We start from the raw sequence: 17,886 nt of genomic DNA on the forward strand, positions 1-17,886 counted from the left end.
GGATTCAAGTTTGAAATTTTGGAAGGTGGCGTAATAGTGTGAAAGGAAAATTATTGGTGATTGGTTTTGGCCCTGGTGATGAAAAACATATTACCGGACGGGCAAAAGAAGCCATCCAAGAAAGTGATATCATCATCGGCTACAAAACCTATGTTGATTTAATCAAGGGATTAATAACTGGAAAGCAAATCATCAGCACAGGAATGACAGAAGAAGTAAGCCGTGCCCAGGAGGCTGTGAAACAGGCTGAGCTCGGTTACACGGTAGCGGTCATTTCGAGCGGTGATGCCGGTGTATATGGAATGGCAGGACTGGTTTACGAAGTGCTAATCGAAAAAGGCTGGAAAAAAGACTCAGGTGTAGAAGTGGAGGTGGTCCCTGGCATTTCCGCCATCAACTCCTGTGCTGCTTTATTAGGCGCGCCGGTCATGCATGATGCATGTACGATCAGCTTAAGTGACCATTTGACACCTTGGAGCTTGATCGAAAAACGAATCGAAGCGGCCGCTCAAGCTGATTTTGTGATTGCCTTATACAATCCAAAAAGCGGGAGAAGGACAAGGCAGATTATGGAAGCACAAAAAATTCTACTTAAATATCGCTCGCCAGACACCCCTGTAGGATTGGTAAAGAGTGCTTTCCGTGATAGTCAAAAAATCGTCTTAACCAATTTACAAGAGATGCTCGAACATGAAATTGGCATGTTAACCACCGTTTTAATTGGCAACTCATCCACTTTTTTTTACGACGGCTTGATCATCACTCCGCGCGGTTATCAGCGGAAGTATACATTAAATCAGGCAATTCAGCCGTTGAAACCGCATCAGCGTCTGCAAAAGGCAGCCGAACCATGGGCACTGGAGCAAACGGAAGATGTAACGCAGGTAAACAAGAAACAAGTCACCCCAACCTCAGTGAATGTGTCGCCAAGAGAGCTGGCTGAGGAAGCCTTGCAATTGATCCTTGGTGAGAACGATGGACCATCCCAAGGTTTAATGGTGAAGCAAGACTTTCAATCTATTTTTGAGGTAGCGGTCAGCCCTGGTGTCGCCAATAAAAAATTTACCGCGACTCAGATGGTCATTCTTTCCGAAATTGTCGGAGATGAAGGTGTCATGGAATACACACAAGACCATTATATGAAGCTGCAAATTTTAACCTCTAAGCCTAATGAGATTGTTGAAAAACTAACGGCGGCCAACTTTTTGATTGCTCCTGTTGGCGACGTATTAACTGTAAAAGCCTGTGATTTTTGTGACGGAGAAAAAAAGGATTCCATCCCTTATGCCGATGAGCTGCAGAAAAGGTTAGGCGGCATGGAACTCCCCAAAGAATTGAAACTGGGTGTGAATGGCTGCGGCATGGCTTGTTATGGAGCCGTAAAAGAGGATATTGGCATTGTCTACCGCAAGGGAGCGTTTGATTTATTTTTAGGAGCCAAGACAGCTGGAAGAACGGCACATCCTGGCCAAATCGTAGCGGAAGGAATCTCACCGGACCAAATTGTCGGAGTCATAGAGGGGATTGTTCAAGAGTACAAACAAAAGGCCTATCCAAATGAACGTTTCTATAAATTTTTTAAACGGGTAAAAGAGGTTCAAGGTTTTGTGTACCAAGATATCACACCAAACCTTAAAATCGAAGCGGCTGTTTGTGGGGAGTAAAGGGGAAGTCTAGCGGTCAATTAGCAGGATAGGCATTTACAAACAAAGGGGAGGAAATATTTTGAAAGCAATTTTATTTGTGGGGCATGGGAGCAGAGATCAAGAGGGAAATCAGCAGGTTCGCGAGTTCATCGGTGAGATGAGAAAGACATGGGACGATTCTTTCCTAGTTGAGACGTGCTTTTTAGAATTTGAACGACCAACCGTTAATCAAGGAATCGATCTGTGTGTGGAGAAAGGGGCCGACCATATTGTCGTGATTCCAATCATGCTCTTACAGGCAGGACACTCCAAAATTCATATTCCAGCGGCTATTGATGAGGCAAAGAATAAATATCCACTTGTTCAATTTACTTATGGCCGGCCAATTGGCGTTCATGAGGAAACATTTGAAATTCTAAAAACGAGATTAATGGAAATTGGCGAGAATTGGGAGGCACCTGAAGACGATACGGCTGTCCTTTTGTTAGGACGGGGCGGAAGCGATCCCGATGCGAATAGTGATTTATATAAAATTGCTAGATTACTATGGGAAAAAACAAACTATAATATCGTCGAACCTGCTTTTATGGGGGTGACCAATCCCCTTGTGAACGAAGGGATTGAGCGCTGTATTAACCTTGGAGCAAAAAAAGTGGTAATCCTGCCTTACTTTCTATTCACCGGCATACTGATTAAACGGTTAGAAGAAATGATGGTTCCTATTCAAAATCAATATTCCGCGGTTGAATTTCAATTGGCTGACTATTTTGGTTATCATCCCAAATTACAGACGATTTTAATCGATCGGGTGGAAGAAGCCCTCGGTGATGAGGTGAAGATGAACTGCGATACCTGCCAATACCGTCTCAATGTGATGGAACATATCGATCATCACCACCACCATGATCATGACCACGATCATCATCACGGCCATGACCATCACCATCATGACCACGACCATCACCATGATCACGAACATGCAGTGCAAAAGGCAGGAGATTAGGATGATTTTCGTATTAGCCGGTACAAGTGATGCACGAGCCCTTGCTTTAGAAATAAAAAAGAAGGGCTTCGATCTCCTGGCCTCCGTTGTCACAGAAAATGCAGCGGTTGAATTAAGGGAGTCAGGGATACCTGTCCAAGTAGGAAGATTAACCGATGAAGACATGGTGGGGTTGATTGACACAAAAGGGATTCTAGCGGTGGTCGATGCCAGTCATCCTTTTGCAGAAGAAGCTTCGAAAAACGCGATCAAAGCGGCCCAATCGGCGGGAATCCCCTATATACGGTATGAGCGGGAGTCACAAACTTTCCAATATGACAACATGACAGTCGTCGAAAGCTACGAGGAAGCAGCGGAGCTTGCATTGGCCAAAAAGGGCGTGGTAATGCTGACGACCGGCAGCAAGACGCTTCAAATTTTTACAGAAAAACTATTAGGTAACCCGGACATCCGCTTAATCGCCAGGATGCTGCCTCGTGTGGATAATATGGAAAAATGTGAGCAGCTAGGGCTGCCACAGAAAAATATTGTCGCAATCCAAGGACCATTTTCAAAAGAGTTCGACAAAGCCCTATATAAGCAATATGGCGTGACCTTAATGGTGACGAAAGAGAGCGGGAAAGTCGGATCGGTCGATGAAAAGGTGGAAGCGGCCAAGGAACTGGGGATTGAGGTCATCCTTATTGGCCGCCCGAAACTGAATTATGGCACCGTCTATGCTCATTTTACCGATGTCATCGCAGAATTACATAAAAAGGTCGGTTTCACACAAACCGTCACAACAGAACAATCATTTTAATACAGGAGTGAGAGAAATGGATTTTCGTACCGAATTTAAACCGTTAACTGTCCAACCGGAACAAATAGAAGGCAGAAGTTTTGAAATGATTAATGAAGAAATTGGGGAGCACCCGTTTACCGAGGAACAGTATCCGATTGTCCAGCGCATCATCCATGCATCCGCTGACTTTGAACTCGGAAAGAGCGTCCTCTTCCATCCTGACGCTATTCAGTCCGGTATCCAGGCGATTCGGAGCGGGAAAATGGTAGTTGCCGATGTTCAAATGATACAAAGCGGGGCTAATAAAGCGCGAATTGAAAAGTATGGCGGAGAAATCAAGGTCTATATTTCCGACCCGGATGTGATACAAGAAGCCAAACGCTTAAATACCACACGGGCAATTATTTCGATGCGAAAAGCGATCAAAGAAGCGGACGGTGGCATTTTTGCCATCGGGAATGCCCCAACCGCCTTACTCGAACTCATCCGCCTGATTAAAGAAGGAGAAGCGAAACCAGGTCTTGTCATTGGATTGCCTGTTGGGTTTGTTTCTGCCGCTGAGTCAAAAGAAGAACTAGCCAAGCTCGATATCCCGTTCATCACCAATATTGGCAGGAAAGGCGGCAGTACCGTGACCGTTGCCGCATTAAATGCCATTTCCATTATGGCTGAACGGGGATAACCCATGCAGGAAGTACCAAAAGGAAAGCTGCGGGAAGGATATACGACAGGGGCTTGTGCAACGGCGACGACAAAAGCGGCGCTAACGGCATTAATAACCGGTGAGCCGCAAACAGAATCAACCATTTACTTGCCCGTCAAGCGGTTTGCTACTTTTCAGATAGAGAACTGTGAGCTTACAGAACAATCGGCCACCGCTAGTACGATTAAAGACGCGGGGGATGACCCGGATGCCACCCACCGGGCCTTAATCGTTTCCACCGTGTCATGGCTCGATGAGCCAGGTATCGTCCTTGACGGGGGAATTGGGGTTGGCAGGGTCACAAAGGACGGATTGCCCGTTCCTGTTGGCGAGGCGGCGATTAACCCCGTTCCCCGCAGGATGATCCGTGAGACGGCCGCAGGTGTTTTAAAAGAATTTGGGATTACAAGAGGCATAAAAATAGTCATTTCCGTACCAGCAGGTGAAGAAATCGCCAAAAAAACACTCAATGGACGCTTAGGAATCATTGGCGGGATTTCTATCCTCGGAACCCGTGGGATTGTCGTTCCATTTTCAACAGCCGCTTATAAGGCCAGTATCATCCAGGCGATCAGTGTTGCCCGGGCCAGTGGCTGCGAGCACGTTGTCATTACAACAGGCGGGAGGAGCGAGAAAAATGCCATGAAGCAATTCCCCGAGCTGTCTGAGGAAGCTTTTATCGAAATGGGTGACTTTGTCGGGTTCACCCTTAAACAATGCAAGAAGCAAGGGGTAAAAAGAGTGTCGATGGTCGGCATGATGGGGAAATTCTCAAAGGTCGCAATGGGGATCATGATGGTCCACTCGAAAAGCGCCCCGGTAGATTTTAATTTTTTAGCGGAGGTAGCAAGCCGTACCGGTGCGGATGCCGCACTGGTCGAAGAAATTCGAACGGCCAATACGGCATCACAGGTTGGCGATATGATGACAGCAAAGGGCCATCTCTCCTTTTTTGAAATGCTTAGCGACCATTGCTGCCTTGCTGCGTTAAAGGAAGTCGATGGCGGGATCGATGTTGATACAACCCTTTATACCATGAAGGGGGAATTGTTAGGAAAGGCGGGACGAAAGAGTGGCATCAATTAAAATGATCGGCATTGGGGACGAAGGCAAAGTGAGCCTGCTCCCGGTGTACGAAAAGTGGATTAATGAAAGTGAACTATTAGTAGGAGGAAAGAGACAGCTTTCCTTTTTTCCTGAATTCGCCGGCGAAAAAATCGCGATTGAAGGCGGGCTTTCATCCCTGGTGGAACGGTTACAGACGGAGACGAGAAACGTAGTGATTCTAGCTTCCGGAGACCCGTTGTTCTATGGAATTGGAAGCTATTTATCTTCTAAAATCGATTTGGACATTTATCCTTATTTAAGTTCGATCCAGCTTGCTTTTGCCAGAATGAAAGAAAGATGGCAGGATGCTTATTTTACCAGCGTTCATGGCAGGAGTATAAAAGGGCTGGCACAGCGAGTGGATGGGAAAAAAACGGTCGCAATCTTAACCGACACAGAAAATTCCCCAAATAAAATCGCTCAGTATTTGCTTTCCTTTGGCATGACTGAATATGAGGCGTTTGTGGGAGAGAACCTTGGCAGTGACAAGGAACGATGCCGCTGGTTTACCCTTGATGAAATGAAGGATGAAGAGTTTTCACCGCTCAATGTGGTAATTCTCAAGAAAAAAGGGGAAAGCCCACATTGGCCGATTGGCATTGACGATGCGGAGTTTATTCAGCGAAAACCGGATAAGGGTTTAATTACCAAAAAGGAAATTCGCACACTAAGCATTAGTGCCCTAAGGTTAAAGGAAGACAGCACGGTTTGGGATATTGGGACATGCACAGGTTCTGTTGCGATTGAGGCAGCGAAAATCGCCAGGGAAGGGCATGTTTTTGCGATCGAAAAGAACGAAGGGGATCTAGAAAACTGCCGACAAAATTTAGCCAAGTTCCGTGTGGATGCCACACTCGTTCACGGGAAAGCACCAGAGGGATTAGATACTTTCCCAGATCCAGATACGGTATTTATTGGCGGGACCGCAGGCGGAATGGAAGACATTTTGGATATTTGCTGCAGCCGCTTGAAAGCGCGTGGACGGATTGTCTTAAATGCCGTCACGATTGAAAATCTTTCAGAAGCGATGCTTGCGTTTAAAGAGCGGGGATATGAGACGAATATTACTCTTGCGCAAATATCCAGAAGCAAGCCTATTTTGAATCTGACAAGGTTTGATGCATTAAATCCGATTTACATAATAGAAGCGTGGCGTAAGGAAGGGGAATAAAAATGGTAGGAACATTATACGGCCTAGGGGTGGGCCCTGGGGATCCAGAGCTCATTACCGTCAAGGCGTATCGTAAATTAAAGGAATCACCCGTGATTGCCTATCCGAAAAAACAAAAGGGCAGCAAAAGCTATGCCCATCGAATCATTGATGTCTATTTTCAGCCGAACGAAAAGGAAATGCTCGGCCTTGTCTTTCCGATGACAAAGGATCCAGCCACATTGGAAAGAAAATGGACGGAAACAGTGGAAAATGTATGGGAGAAGCTGCAGGAGGGAAAGGATGTCGCTTTTGTAACTGAAGGGGATCCTCTATTATACAGCACGTTTATTCATATGATGCGTTTGATGCAGGAAAAGTATCCGCAGGTTCCGATTGAAGTCGTTCCGGGGATTTCGTCCATCAATGGGGCTGCTTCTAGACTGGGAATTCCATTGGCAGATGGGGATGAGCATGTAGCGATTGTTCCGGCGCGGGATGACTATGAAACCATGAAAAAAGTCATTCAAGACAATGATTGTGTCATTTTTATAAAAGTAGCGAAGGTCATTGATTTAATGCTTGAAGTATTACGTGATTTAGATTTGCTTGACAAGGCTTCAGTCGTCACAAAGGTAACATCGGATGAGGAGATTATTTGGCGGGCAGATGAGCTTGAAGGAGCGGAGCTTGAATATTTAACATTAATGGTGGTGAGAAAATGAAGCTTTATATCATTGGTGCCGGACCAGGCGATCCTGATTTAATCACGGTAAAAGGTCTTCAGCATCTTCAGGAGGCAGATGTCGTTCTATATGCGGATTCTCTTGTAAACGAAGACTTAATTGCTAAAGCAAAACCTTCTGCCGAAATATTGAAAACCGCCGGGATGCATTTAGAAGAAATGGTTGACGTCATGGCTGAGCGAATCCAGCAAGGGAAAAAGGTCGTTCGTGTCCACACGGGCGATCCGGCTGTCTATGGGGCGATTATGGAACAAATCGTCTTGTTAAGGAAGAAAGGAATCGAGGTAGAGATTGTTCCGGGTGTGAGCTCTGTGTTTGCAGCTGCCGCGGCCGCACAAGCCGAGCTGACGATTCCTGATTTAACGCAAACCGTGATTCTGACAAGAGCTGAGGGCAGGACACCTGTGCCGGAATTTGAAAAGCTGGCGGATTTAGCGAAACATCATTGCACGATTGCGCTTTTCTTAAGTGCGACGTTAACGAAAAAGCTTGTCAAGGAATTGACCGGGGCTGGCTGGAGTATGGATACCCCTGTTGCGGTTGTTTATAAAGCCTCGTGGCCGGATCAAAAAATTGTCCGGACCACACTAGAACGGTTGGATGAAGATATGCGGACGAATGGGATTCGTAAACAGGCGATGATCTTAGCCGGCTGGGCGCTAGACGAAAACATACATGAACAAGATTATCGTTCCAAGCTGTATGACAAAACATTTACACATGGATTCCGCCGGGGGGTGGAGTCGTAATGATCGAGCTCCAAGAAGCGCAAAAGGCGGTCATTCAGCAGAAGGGTGACTATGCCGTTGTGGCGATTACAAAGCATGGGGTAGAACTGGCCCGCAAGCTGGGGAATTCGTTTCAAAATGCCGATGTGTACTATATGGCGAAGTTTGAAAAAGGAGATGAGCGGAACAAGAACATCCAGTTATTCACCGGAAGCGTTCGCCTTCTTCTGCCCTCTCTTTTCGAGGCCTATAAGGGGCTGATCATCATCATTTCCCTTGGAGCCGTGGTCCGAATGATTGCGCCTATTTTAAAGGATAAAAAAACAGATCCTGCCGTTGTCGTTATCGACGATAAGGGCGAACATGTAATCAGCGTACTGTCAGGCCATATCGGCGGTGCCAATGAACTAACGAAAGAAGTGGCGGCCGCCTTAAAGGCTCGTCCCATTATTACCACAGCTTCAGATGTTCAGGAAACGATTGCGGTTGATTTGTTCGGAAAACGGTTTGGCTGGATTTGGGACTCGGCTGAAAAGCTGACGCCCGTTAGCGCTTCGGTTGTGAACGAAGAAAAAATCGCCGTGGTCCAGGAGTCAGGCGAAAAAGACTGGTGGCCATATGGCCGCCCGCTCCCAGGAAATATTCAGCCCTATTCTTCGATCCAAGAAGCGCTGGCACAAAAGCCAGATGCAGCCCTAGTAGTAACCCATCGGAATTTATCCAAAGACGAAACGAAGATTTTACATAATGGTGTTTTATATCGACCAAAGGTGATTGTCCTTGGAATGGGCTGCAACCGCGGGACCACTGCATCGGAAATCGAAGCAGTAATCGACGAAACGCTTGAGGAATTAGGGTTTTCGAAAAAAAGTGTCAAAGCGGTTTGCACGATTGATCTAAAAAAGGATGAAGCGGGGCTGCTCGAAGTCGTGAATAAAAACCGCTGGGAGTTTATTTATTACACACCAGCTGAATTGAATGCCATTGAACTTCAGAACCCTTCTGAAACGGTTTTTAAATATACCGGCGCGTATGGTGTCAGTGAGCCGGCCGCCTTATTGTACAGCGGTGCGGAACAGTTAGTACTAATGAAGAAGAAATCAGGTAATGTCACCATTTCAGTAGCGGTCATTCCCCATTGATAGAGGAGGGAAAAGAAGATGTCAAATCGCAGACTTGTGATTGCAGGAACAGGCAGTGGTGTCGGGAAAACGACTCTGACCATTGGGCTGATGTCTGCTTTAAAGAAAAAAGGTTATACCGTTCAGGGCTTTAAATGCGGTCCAGATTATATTGACCCGACCTATCATACGGCGGTCACAGGAAGAACTTCAAGAAACATTGACAGCTGGATGCTCAACCACGAGATGGTCAAAGAGATTGTCAACCGTGCAAGTGTTGGAGCGGATATTTCCGTTATTGAGGGGGTAATGGGATTCTTTGATGGGAAAAATCCGCTTAACAATACCGGCTCCACTGCCGAAATCAGTCTCATCACCGAAAGTCCGGTCATTTTGGTCGTGAATTGTGCCAGTATGGCCCGAAGTGCGGCGGCCATCGTCAAGGGATTTCAAACGTTTCTGGAGGAAGCCAATATTGTCGGGGTGATCGCTAACCGGGTTGGGAGCGAAGGCCATTTTAAAATCGTCCAAACCGCGATCGAGCAAGAATGCGGGATTCCCGTCCTTGGCTATTTGAAAAGGAATGAGGAACTTTCGATTCCAGAACGGCATTTAGGGTTGATACCCTCCGTTGAACGGGGAGAATTGGATCCATTTTTTGAGCAGCTTGGTGATTTAGTGCTTGAAACCATCGATGTAGATTCTTTATATGAGCTGGCGAAAGCTTCCCCTTTAAAGGTAAAAGAATCCCAGTTTAAGAGAGCAGAGCAGGCAACTGTAAAAATTGCCATCGCACGTGATGCTGCTTTTAATTTTTACTATCAGGAAAACCTTGACATGTTAGTAGCCGCCGGAGCGGAGTTAGTCGAGTTTTCTCCATTAAAGGGTGAATGCCTGCCGGAACAAGTCGATGGCTTGTATATCGGCGGCGGGTTCCCAGAGGAATTTGCCGAGGAGCTGGCTGAACAGACGGAAGTAAAGGACTCGATTCGATCGACCATTGAAAAAGGACTGCCAACCTTGGCGGAATGCGGCGGGTTTATGTACTTAACCGAATCGTTGGAAACAACGGATGAAATGAGTTACAAAATGGTCGGGATCATTCCTGGAAAGGTGAAAATGCAGACAAAACTTGCAGCCTTGGGATACCGTGAAATCACAGCAGATGGGGAAAATTTCTTGTTAGCGGGAAATCTGAGTGCAAGAGGCCATGAATTTCACTACTCTACCTTTCATCCAAGAACGGATTTTGAAGCGGCCTACCAAACGAAAGGAATGCGCGGTTTTAAGCAGGAGGGCTATCGGAAAGGGAATTTAATTGCAGGTTATACCCATTTTCATTTTGGCTCTTGCCCCGAGCTTGTGGAAAATTGGGTGAAGAAATGTAAGGAGTTTAAAGAAAATGGCTAAAGCACTTCCACTTATGTTTCAAGGCACCAATTCGGATGTCGGCAAAAGTGTCGTCGTGACAGCCTTTTGTCGAATATTCGCCCAGGACGGATATAAAACGGTTCCGTTTAAATCACAAAATATGGCGTTAAATTCCTATATCACAGTGGACGGAAAAGAAATCGGCAGAGCACAGGGAGTTCAGGCCGAAGCCGCAGGGATTCAGGCAACTACCGATATGAACCCGATTCTCCTAAAGCCGAACCGAAATAACCAATCCCAGATTGTCGTCCATGGTAAACCATATAAGAATATGGAAGCAGGAAAGTATCGCCGGGAATTCTTTCAAACAGGATTGACGCTGATTCAACAATCACTCTCCACCCTGTCCCAAAATTATGAACGGATTGTCATTGAAGGGGCAGGCAGTCCGGCCGAGATTAATCTGAATGATCGGGAAATGGTCAATATGCGGGTCGCCAAAATGGCGGATGCCCCTGTGATCTTAATTGGGGATATCGAAAAAGGCGGAGTGTTTGCTAGTTTAGTAGGAACCCTTCAACTGATGGAACCAGCGGACCGAGACCGAGTGATAGGCGTGATTATCAATAAATTCCGCGGCGATATCCGCCTGTTAGATTCCGGATTAACGTGGTTTGAGGAGTATTCAGGTAAACCCGTTCTCGGCGTGATTCCTTACTTGGAGAATCTAAATATTGATGCCGAGGATTCCGTGATTTTAAGTCAATATACCTCCACACAAAATACCGAAAAAGAATTGGATATTGCGGTGATCCAGTATCCGAAAATCTCCAATTTCACCGATGTCGACCCGTTTTTTGCCGAACCGGATTGTCATGTCCGTTTTATAACGAGAGCGGACCAATTACGCGACCCAGATTTAGTAATTCTTCCAGGCAGCAAGAATACAATTGAAGATTTGCTGTTTTTAAGAAAGAGCGGCATCGCTCAAAAAATAACAGAATTACAGAAAAAGAAACACACCGTTCTTTTTGGGATCTGCGGAGGCTATCAAATGCTCGGCGATAAAATTGAGGATCCGTTGGCGATCGAGTCGCTCCATCAAGAAATCGAAGGCCTTCAGTTACTGCCAATTGAAACGACCATTACGAAAGAAAAGACGACGATCCTATCAAATGGGATGCTGCATCTTTTCGGAAAAAATTTTCATGTGACAGGTTACGAGATTCATATGGGCGAAACCGTGGCGACAGGAGCGTCCCAAGGTCTTATATATACGAATGAAAAATGGGATGGCTGTCATTCTTCGGACGAAACCATCATTGGCACTTATTTTCATGGGATATTTCATAATGATGAATTTCGCGTGGAATTGCTTAATCAGATCCGCCGCCAAAAGGGGTTGGAGCCCATCCACAACCGCCCATCTTTTAACCAATTGAGGGAAGAAGCATTTGACCGTCTGGCAGAACATGTTAGGGAACATGTAAAACTCGATGTCATTGAACAATTAATGAAGGATTACCAGAAAAGGGGGATCACCCAATGAATAGCGTAAAAACAGCCATCCAGCCTCTCGATAGAGAAATGGGGCAGCAAGTTCGTGAGTATATCGATACGTTAACCAAGCCTCCGGGCAGTTTGGGGAGATTAGAGGAATTAGCGATTCAACTGGCGGAAATGACATCTGAAGCCTTTCCGGTCGTGTCACCGCCTGGTGTAATCGTATTTGCCGCTGATCATGGCGTGGTTGAAGAAGGGGTTTCCGCTTTTCCGCAGGAAGTAACCGTGCAAATGGTCATGAACTTTTTAAACAGCGGTGCGGCCATTAATGTCTTTAGCCGGCAAATCGGAGCCAAATTTGAAGTCGTCGATATTGGTGTAGCAGCAGATATAGAGGCAGATGGGTTTGTGAATCGGAAAATTCGCTATGGAACGAATAATTTTTGCCAGCAGGATGCCATGACAAGAGAAGAGGCCGAGCAAGCCATTGCTGCTGGCTATGAACGGGCGGAACAGATGATTCAACAGGGAATCAAATGCTTAATTGTTGGTGAAATGGGAATCGGCAATACGACACCAAGCAGTGCGATCGCAGCGGTTCTAAGCGGGAAGGACATCGGTGCACTTGTCGGTCGGGGAACAGGGATTGCGACAGAAAAAATTCGTCATAAACAAGAGGTCATCATACGGGCAATAAAGGAAAGAAACCCTGACCGGAAGGATCCTATCGATATTTTAGCTAAAATTGGCGGTTTGGAAATAGCCGGTATGACCGGTGCAATGCTCTCCGCCGCTCGGAACCGGATCCCGATATTGGTAGATGGATTTATCTGTACGATAGCAGCTCTTTTGGCAAGGGAAATCTGTGAGACAGCAGCGGATTATATGATGGTCGGCCATCGTTCCGTCGAGCCTGGACATGAAATTGCGCTGCAGTTATTAGACAAGAAGCCACTACTTGATTTAGATTTGCGGCTAGGCGAAGGTAGCGGGGCAGCAGTGGCCTTTCCTATCTTACAATCAGCGACCTTAATGCTGAAAGAAATGGCCACCTTTGCATCAGCCGGAATTTCAAATGAGTAGCGTAGGAAAGGAGCGAGAAGATGACAAATGGAAAAGTGTATCTCGTTGGTGCTGGACCGGGAGATCCTAAGCTGATCACGGTTTATGGGATGGAGTGTATCCAAGAGGCGGATGTGATTTTATATGACCGCTTAGTAAATGAGGAACTGCTGAAATATGCAAAGGCGGAGGCAGAGCTGATTTTTTGCGGCAAACAGCCAGGAAGACATCAGGTCATTCAAGATCAAATTCACGAGCTGTTAATTGAAAAAGCGGGGCAGGGCAAGATTGTCACCAGATTAAAAGGAGGCGATCCCTGCATTTTCGGCCGTGTCGGTGAAGAAGCGGAAATTCTCGCCGAACATGGGATCCGCTATGAAATGGTTCCTGGGATTACAGCTGGTATTGCAGCGCCCGCTTATGCCGGAATTCCGGTGACCCACCGCGATTATGCATCCTCTTTCGCGATTGTCACTGGACACAGCCGAGCGGAAAAGGATGAGGACCAATTAAATTGGCCAGCACTCGCTCAAGGAATCGATACGATTGCTTTTTATATGGGAATTGGGAATTTACCCTATATAGTTTCGAGATTAATCGAGAACGGAAAAAGCCCTGATACGAAAGCCGCCATTATCCAATGGGGGACGACGGCCAAGCAGAAGACGGTGACCGGAAGTTTAAAAGATATCGAAGTCCGGGCCCTTGAAGCCGGGATTACTCATCCGGCGATTGTTCTCGTGGGTGATGTGGTCGGCCTGCGCGAGAAATTACGCTGGTTTCAAGAAGCAGAAGAAAAACAAGAAGTAGGAATTGGGAGGGACTAAGATGTCGATTATAGCGGAAATCAAAAATCGAAGAGCAATCCGTGATTATGCGGCGCGAGAGGTCGAAGATGAAAAGATTCACAGCTTATTAGAAGCAGCGACATGGGCACCGAATGACCGGATGCGGGAACCATGGAGCTTTTATGTGATTAAAGGCGAAGCAAAAAAACGCTATGAGGCGTTGGCCAATGAGTATTTACAGGAACGCTTTCCAACCAAACCAAATTTAATCGAAAGCTCATTAAAAGTGCTGAAGACCACACCGGTCCATATTGTCGTTACAGCCGACATAGTTCCAGGTGATGAAGAGGCCTCTGCAGATAATGAATATGCCGTATGCTGCGCAATCCATTCGATGTGGCTGGCCGCCAAAGAATTGGGATTAGGCCTGGTCTGGCGGACAAGGGGCGTCGGACTTGTTCGCGACCAACGAATGGTTGAGTTTATTGGCTCACCTGAAAACAAGAAAATTATCGGAAATTTGTTTATTGGTTATCCCGATCCAGAAGTATTAAAAAAGGCGAAAGTGCCGGCTCGGACATCCTTTGAAGAAAAAACAGTCTGGCTGTAACAAGGAGTGAAACGGATGGAAGAGGTAACAGAAAACAAAGCAAAGCGCGGTCTAACATTAGTTTATACCGGTGATGGAAAAGGGAAAACGACGGCAGCCCTTGGGCTCGCTGTCCGTGCCGCCGGGCGGGGAAAACGGGTGCTCATGATTCAATTTATCAAATCGCCTGATCGAACGTATGGAGAAAAAATTACGTTCGAGAAATTGGGGATTGAAATCGTGCAGACAGGAGTCGGCTTTACGTGGACGAAAACACCGGAGGAACATCGGGAAGCCCTAAAAACAGCGTGGGCGTTGACGAAAGAAAAGGTACAGTTTGGCGGTTACGATGTGGTCATTTTAGATGAACTGAATAATGCACTCGCGATTGATAAATTCCCGATTGACGATGTCCTTCCGTTGAAAGAAGTACTGGAGTTGATTCAGCAGCGCCCCAAGGGGATGCACCTGGTCGTTACCGGACGGTCAGCCAAAGAGGAGATCATCGCTTGCGCGGATTTAGTAACCGAAATGAAACCCGTTAAGCACTATTATAATGAAGGAATTCCTGCCGTGAAGGGAATTGAGTTTTAATGGTCTACATTGAAAAATTTGGACATGGCGGCGATTTACTGACGGCCAGGCAACTGTTTGGTAAAGATTCTACGCAACTGTTAGATTTCAGTGCGAATATCAATCCACTTGGTCCTCCACCTACTCTAATCAAGTTGTTAAAGGAGCAGCTGGAGTCCATCGTTCATTATCCAGATCCTGCCCAGCGTGTCCTTAAACAAAGGCTGGCAGAAAAGCACTCTGTTTCACCCGAACAGATCTTGATTGGAAATGGGGCAGCAGAGTGTATCGCCCTTGCGATTTTAGGCTTGCAGCCTGAAACGGTGGGTGTCATCTATCCTTGCTTTTCGGAATATGAACAGCTTGCTAGAGCTTATGGGGCAAACATCCACGCCTGCTTTGGCAGGGAAGAAAATGATTTTAAGCCAGATCGATCGGAAATTCTTCAATTAATAGCGAAAACCGATCTAGTTTTTGTTGGACATCCCAACAATCCCACTGGTGTTACGTATTCAAAGGCAGAACTTGTCGAGATGGCAGAACAGGCAGTGAAGACGAATACATATTTGTTAATAGACGAGGCATTTATTGATTTTCTACCAATCGAAACACAAATCACGCTGCTTGAGGATTTGCAACGGTGGAAACAGGTAATCCTTGTTCGCTCGATGACAAAATTCTATGCGATCCCTGGCCTGAGGTTGGGGTATATGGTGGCCGATCCAAACCTGATTTTAAACCTGCAGGTGAAACAAGTAACTTGGAATGTCAACCAAATGGCTCTAATGGCTGGTGAAGCGGTCCTGAACGAAAAGGAATACGAGGAAGCAACAATATCCCTAATTCAGGAGCAAAGAAGTGATGTCAAACGCGCGATTGAAGAGAAGTTAGGGTGGAAGGTTTTTCCGGGACAAGCGAATTTTCTGTTAGTAAGGATAACGGCTGACATGACAGCGGCCGATTTACAGTGGCGCATGGGTCATAAAGGAATCTTAATACGCTCCTGTGCAATGTACCCGGGGTTAACGGATCAGGATTTTCGGATTGCGATTCGAACCGAGAAAGAAAATCAATGTTTGATCCAAGCCTTAATTGAAGTATGCAAAGAGGGGAATCCATTATGACCTTAACCTATGTCACAGGAGGAATTCGCTCAGGTAAGAGTGAATTTGCGGAACAGTTGGCTTTCAGTCAAGCAGGCCGAGTTCTTTATGTCGCGTTTGGTGTTCAAACCGATCAAGAAATGGAAAAAAGAATTGATATCCATAAAAAGCGGCGCCCAAGTGAATGGGGCGTATTAGAAGAGCCCAACGAACTCACCTCCGTTCAAATCGTCTATCAAGACTATGATGTCATTTTAGTTGATTGTATTTCTTCGTGGCTGGCCAATCAGTGCATGTGGTTAACAGAGCAGGAACTGAAGGAAGAAAACAAGAAAACCAGTTTGATAGAGGAAGTGGAACTTTGGCTTAAAGGGATACAAGAAAATCAACAGCATGTGATTGTCGTTTCGAACGAGGTCGGTTTGGGCGGGGTCGCCTTATCGTCATTGGGGCGTTTTTTTCAAGATGTTCTAGGGAAAATCAATCAATTAATTGCAGCCGAAGCAGATGAAGCTTATGCCGTCTTTTCCGGTCTGCCACTGAGGCTGAAATAATGAAGGCGTTCCTAGCAGCCCTAATGTTCCTCACGCGCATCCCCGTTCCTAAGATTGAGGTTTCAAATACCGATTGGAAAAAAAGCCCCGTTTATTTTCCGTTGATTGGATTGTTGATTGGCGGCTTGTTATGGCTGGCTATATTCGGATTTGGAAAGTTGTTTCTGGCTCCTGTCAGTGCATTTTTAATTGTTCTCGCCTGGATATGGATCACAGGTGGTTTACATATCGATGGGTGGATGGATTTAGCGGATGGATTGGGCAGCAATCGAAGCCGGGAGCAAATGCTCGAAATCATGAAGGATAGCCGCGTGGGTGCGATGGGTGTGATTGCCGCGATCTGCCTAATCGCAGGGAAAATCGTTGCAGTGTATGAAGTGGTTGAACTTCATGAGCCGCTGATTCTTGTTTTAAGTCCATGGATGGCCCGATTTTTGCTCATTTGTGCGATCAAATTCTGGCCGTATCGAAATAAATCAGGACTAGGATCTGGTCTATCAGCCTTTTTATCTTATCCTGTGATTTTGATCCACCTGGTTTTGATTTTAGTGATTAGCTATTGGGTAATAGGACTAAACGGGATTGTACTCTTATTCATGACGAGCCTACTGACCTTCCTGTTTATTTTCAACATTTACCGGAAATTAAACATGCTAACAGGGGATTGCTATGGTGCCATTGTGGAATGGAGCGAATGTGTCTCTCTATTTCTGGCCTTGGCGATTGGGAGGCTGATGGGATGAGAATCATTATAGTCAGGCACGGGGAAACAAATGAAAATGCAGCAAAACGGTATCTAGGACATTATAATGCAGCTTTAAATCAACAGGGACAGCAGCAGTTAAGGAGTTTGAGCGAGACATTAAAAAGGACGGAAACTCAACCAATTACTGCCATCTACTCTAGTGATCTAGTAAGGGCCGTTGAAAGTGCGCAGATCATTGGAAATGAGTTTCAGATACAACCAATCCCTGTATTTGCCCTAAGAGAATTACACTTCGGTGATTTTGACTGCAAGACCTATGAAGAAATTATTAAGGAAAATCCAGAAAGGCTAGAGAAGTGGATCCAGAATCCTTATGTTGTCGCTCCTCCTAACGGAGAGACACTAATCCAGCTGGGGAAACGGATCGATGATTGGTTTGAGCCGATTTTATTGTCTAAACAATCAACTGGAACGATCATTATTGTCAGCCATGGGGGCCCGATCCGCTGGTTTCTTAGTAAATGGGTGAAGGGTGACCAAAGGGAATTTTGGAACGTCGATGGACTCGGACACGGAAAAGCCATAATGATGGAGTGGAATGAACAAACGAGAATATTTACGTTAGGAAAAAAGCTAGAAGAGTGAGGAGAAA

19 protein-coding genes are annotated in these 17,886 nt (G+C 46.0%); all 19 read left to right on the forward strand.

Annotated elements, in window-relative coordinates; translation table 11 throughout:
* The first annotated feature begins 38 nt into the window (after positions 1-38).
* The 19 genes from cobJ to AAHB15_RS23280 all read left to right on the forward strand — a co-directional run bounded on the left by cobJ (position 39) and on the right by AAHB15_RS23280 (position 17,879).
* Positions 39-1,664, forward strand: a complete 1,626-nt coding sequence (gene cobJ / locus AAHB15_RS23190; protein ID WP_335573750.1) for a precorrin-3B C(17)-methyltransferase — start codon at positions 39-41, stop codon at positions 1,662-1,664.
* Positions 1,665-1,725: 61 nt separating this feature from the next.
* A complete protein-coding gene (locus tag AAHB15_RS23195; protein WP_335573751.1) occupies positions 1,726-2,649 on the forward strand; it encodes a sirohydrochlorin chelatase in 924 nt (307 codons plus the stop codon).
* A gap of 1 nt (position 2,650) precedes the next feature.
* A complete protein-coding gene (cobK, locus tag AAHB15_RS23200) occupies positions 2,651-3,448 on the forward strand; it encodes a precorrin-6A reductase (protein ID WP_342043468.1) in 798 nt (265 codons plus the stop codon).
* Between the two features lie 16 nt (positions 3,449-3,464).
* Complete coding sequence (locus tag AAHB15_RS23205) at positions 3,465-4,112, forward strand: precorrin-8X methylmutase (RefSeq protein WP_335573753.1); 648 nt, start codon at positions 3,465-3,467, stop codon at positions 4,110-4,112.
* A 3-nt stretch (positions 4,113-4,115) separates the two neighbouring features.
* Entirely contained in the window at positions 4,116-5,219 is a 1,104-nt protein-coding gene (locus tag AAHB15_RS23210; protein ID WP_335573754.1) for a cobalt-precorrin-5B (C(1))-methyltransferase, read from the forward strand.
* 1 nt (position 5,220) lies between these two features.
* Positions 5,221-6,411, forward strand: coding sequence for a precorrin-6y C5,15-methyltransferase (decarboxylating) subunit CbiE (gene cbiE, locus AAHB15_RS23215; RefSeq protein ID WP_342043486.1), 1,191 nt, complete (start codon positions 5,221-5,223; stop codon positions 6,409-6,411).
* 2 nt (positions 6,412-6,413) lie between these two features.
* Complete coding sequence (gene cobI / locus AAHB15_RS23220) at positions 6,414-7,115, forward strand: precorrin-2 C(20)-methyltransferase (RefSeq protein ID WP_335573755.1); 702 nt, start codon at positions 6,414-6,416, stop codon at positions 7,113-7,115.
* Positions 7,112-7,885: a precorrin-4 C(11)-methyltransferase gene (gene cobM / locus AAHB15_RS23225; RefSeq protein WP_144561825.1), complete on the forward strand. Its 774-nt coding sequence runs from the start codon at positions 7,112-7,114 to the stop codon at positions 7,883-7,885. Before cobI ends, cobM begins: the two co-directional genes overlap by 4 nt.
* Entirely contained in the window at positions 7,885-9,006 is a 1,122-nt protein-coding gene (locus tag AAHB15_RS23230; protein WP_335573756.1) for a cobalt-precorrin 5A hydrolase, read from the forward strand. The genes cobM and AAHB15_RS23230 overlap by 1 nt, the downstream gene beginning before the upstream one ends.
* 18 nt (positions 9,007-9,024) lie before the next feature.
* Positions 9,025-10,395: a cobyrinate a,c-diamide synthase gene (locus AAHB15_RS23235; RefSeq protein WP_335573757.1), complete on the forward strand. Its 1,371-nt coding sequence runs from the start codon at positions 9,025-9,027 to the stop codon at positions 10,393-10,395.
* Positions 10,388-11,905, forward strand: coding sequence for a cobyric acid synthase (locus AAHB15_RS23240; protein ID WP_342043471.1), 1,518 nt, complete (start codon positions 10,388-10,390; stop codon positions 11,903-11,905). The genes AAHB15_RS23235 and AAHB15_RS23240 overlap by 8 nt, the downstream gene beginning before the upstream one ends.
* Positions 11,902-12,942 carry a nicotinate-nucleotide--dimethylbenzimidazole phosphoribosyltransferase gene (gene cobT / locus AAHB15_RS23245; RefSeq protein ID WP_335573759.1) on the forward strand — a complete coding sequence of 347 codons (1,041 nt, stop codon included), beginning with the start codon at positions 11,902-11,904 and terminating at the stop codon, positions 12,940-12,942. Before AAHB15_RS23240 ends, cobT begins: the two co-directional genes overlap by 4 nt.
* A 20-nt stretch (positions 12,943-12,962) precedes the next feature.
* Positions 12,963-13,748 (forward strand): uroporphyrinogen-III C-methyltransferase, encoded by a 786-nt coding sequence (gene cobA, locus AAHB15_RS23250; RefSeq protein ID WP_335573760.1) that lies wholly within the window; start codon positions 12,963-12,965, stop codon positions 13,746-13,748.
* Between the two features lies 1 nt (position 13,749).
* The gene (locus AAHB15_RS23255) at positions 13,750-14,319 is read left to right on the forward strand and encodes a nitroreductase family protein (protein WP_335573761.1); all 570 of its coding nucleotides are present in this window, start codon (positions 13,750-13,752) and stop codon (positions 14,317-14,319) included.
* Positions 14,320-14,334: 15 nt separating this feature from the next.
* Positions 14,335-14,892 carry a cob(I)yrinic acid a,c-diamide adenosyltransferase gene (gene cobO / locus AAHB15_RS23260; RefSeq protein WP_335573762.1) on the forward strand — a complete coding sequence of 186 codons (558 nt, stop codon included), beginning with the start codon at positions 14,335-14,337 and terminating at the stop codon, positions 14,890-14,892.
* Positions 14,892-15,995 (forward strand): threonine-phosphate decarboxylase CobD, encoded by a 1,104-nt coding sequence (cobD, locus tag AAHB15_RS23265; RefSeq protein ID WP_335573763.1) that lies wholly within the window; start codon positions 14,892-14,894, stop codon positions 15,993-15,995. Before cobO ends, cobD begins: the two co-directional genes overlap by 1 nt.
* Complete coding sequence (gene cobU / locus AAHB15_RS23270; protein WP_335573764.1) at positions 15,992-16,528, forward strand: bifunctional adenosylcobinamide kinase/adenosylcobinamide-phosphate guanylyltransferase; 537 nt, start codon at positions 15,992-15,994, stop codon at positions 16,526-16,528. Before cobD ends, cobU begins: the two co-directional genes overlap by 4 nt.
* Positions 16,528-17,271, forward strand: coding sequence for an adenosylcobinamide-GDP ribazoletransferase (cobS, locus tag AAHB15_RS23275; protein ID WP_342043473.1), 744 nt, complete (start codon positions 16,528-16,530; stop codon positions 17,269-17,271). The genes cobU and cobS overlap by 1 nt, the downstream gene beginning before the upstream one ends.
* The gene (locus tag AAHB15_RS23280; RefSeq protein ID WP_335573766.1) at positions 17,268-17,879 is read left to right on the forward strand and encodes a histidine phosphatase family protein; all 612 of its coding nucleotides are present in this window, start codon (positions 17,268-17,270) and stop codon (positions 17,877-17,879) included. Before cobS ends, AAHB15_RS23280 begins: the two co-directional genes overlap by 4 nt.
* Positions 17,880-17,886 lie beyond the last annotated feature (7 nt).

This window comes from Bacillus sp. OTU2372, from assembly GCF_038440275.1.
Lineage (GTDB): Bacteria > Bacillota > Bacilli > Bacillales > Cytobacillaceae > Neobacillus > Neobacillus bataviensis_B.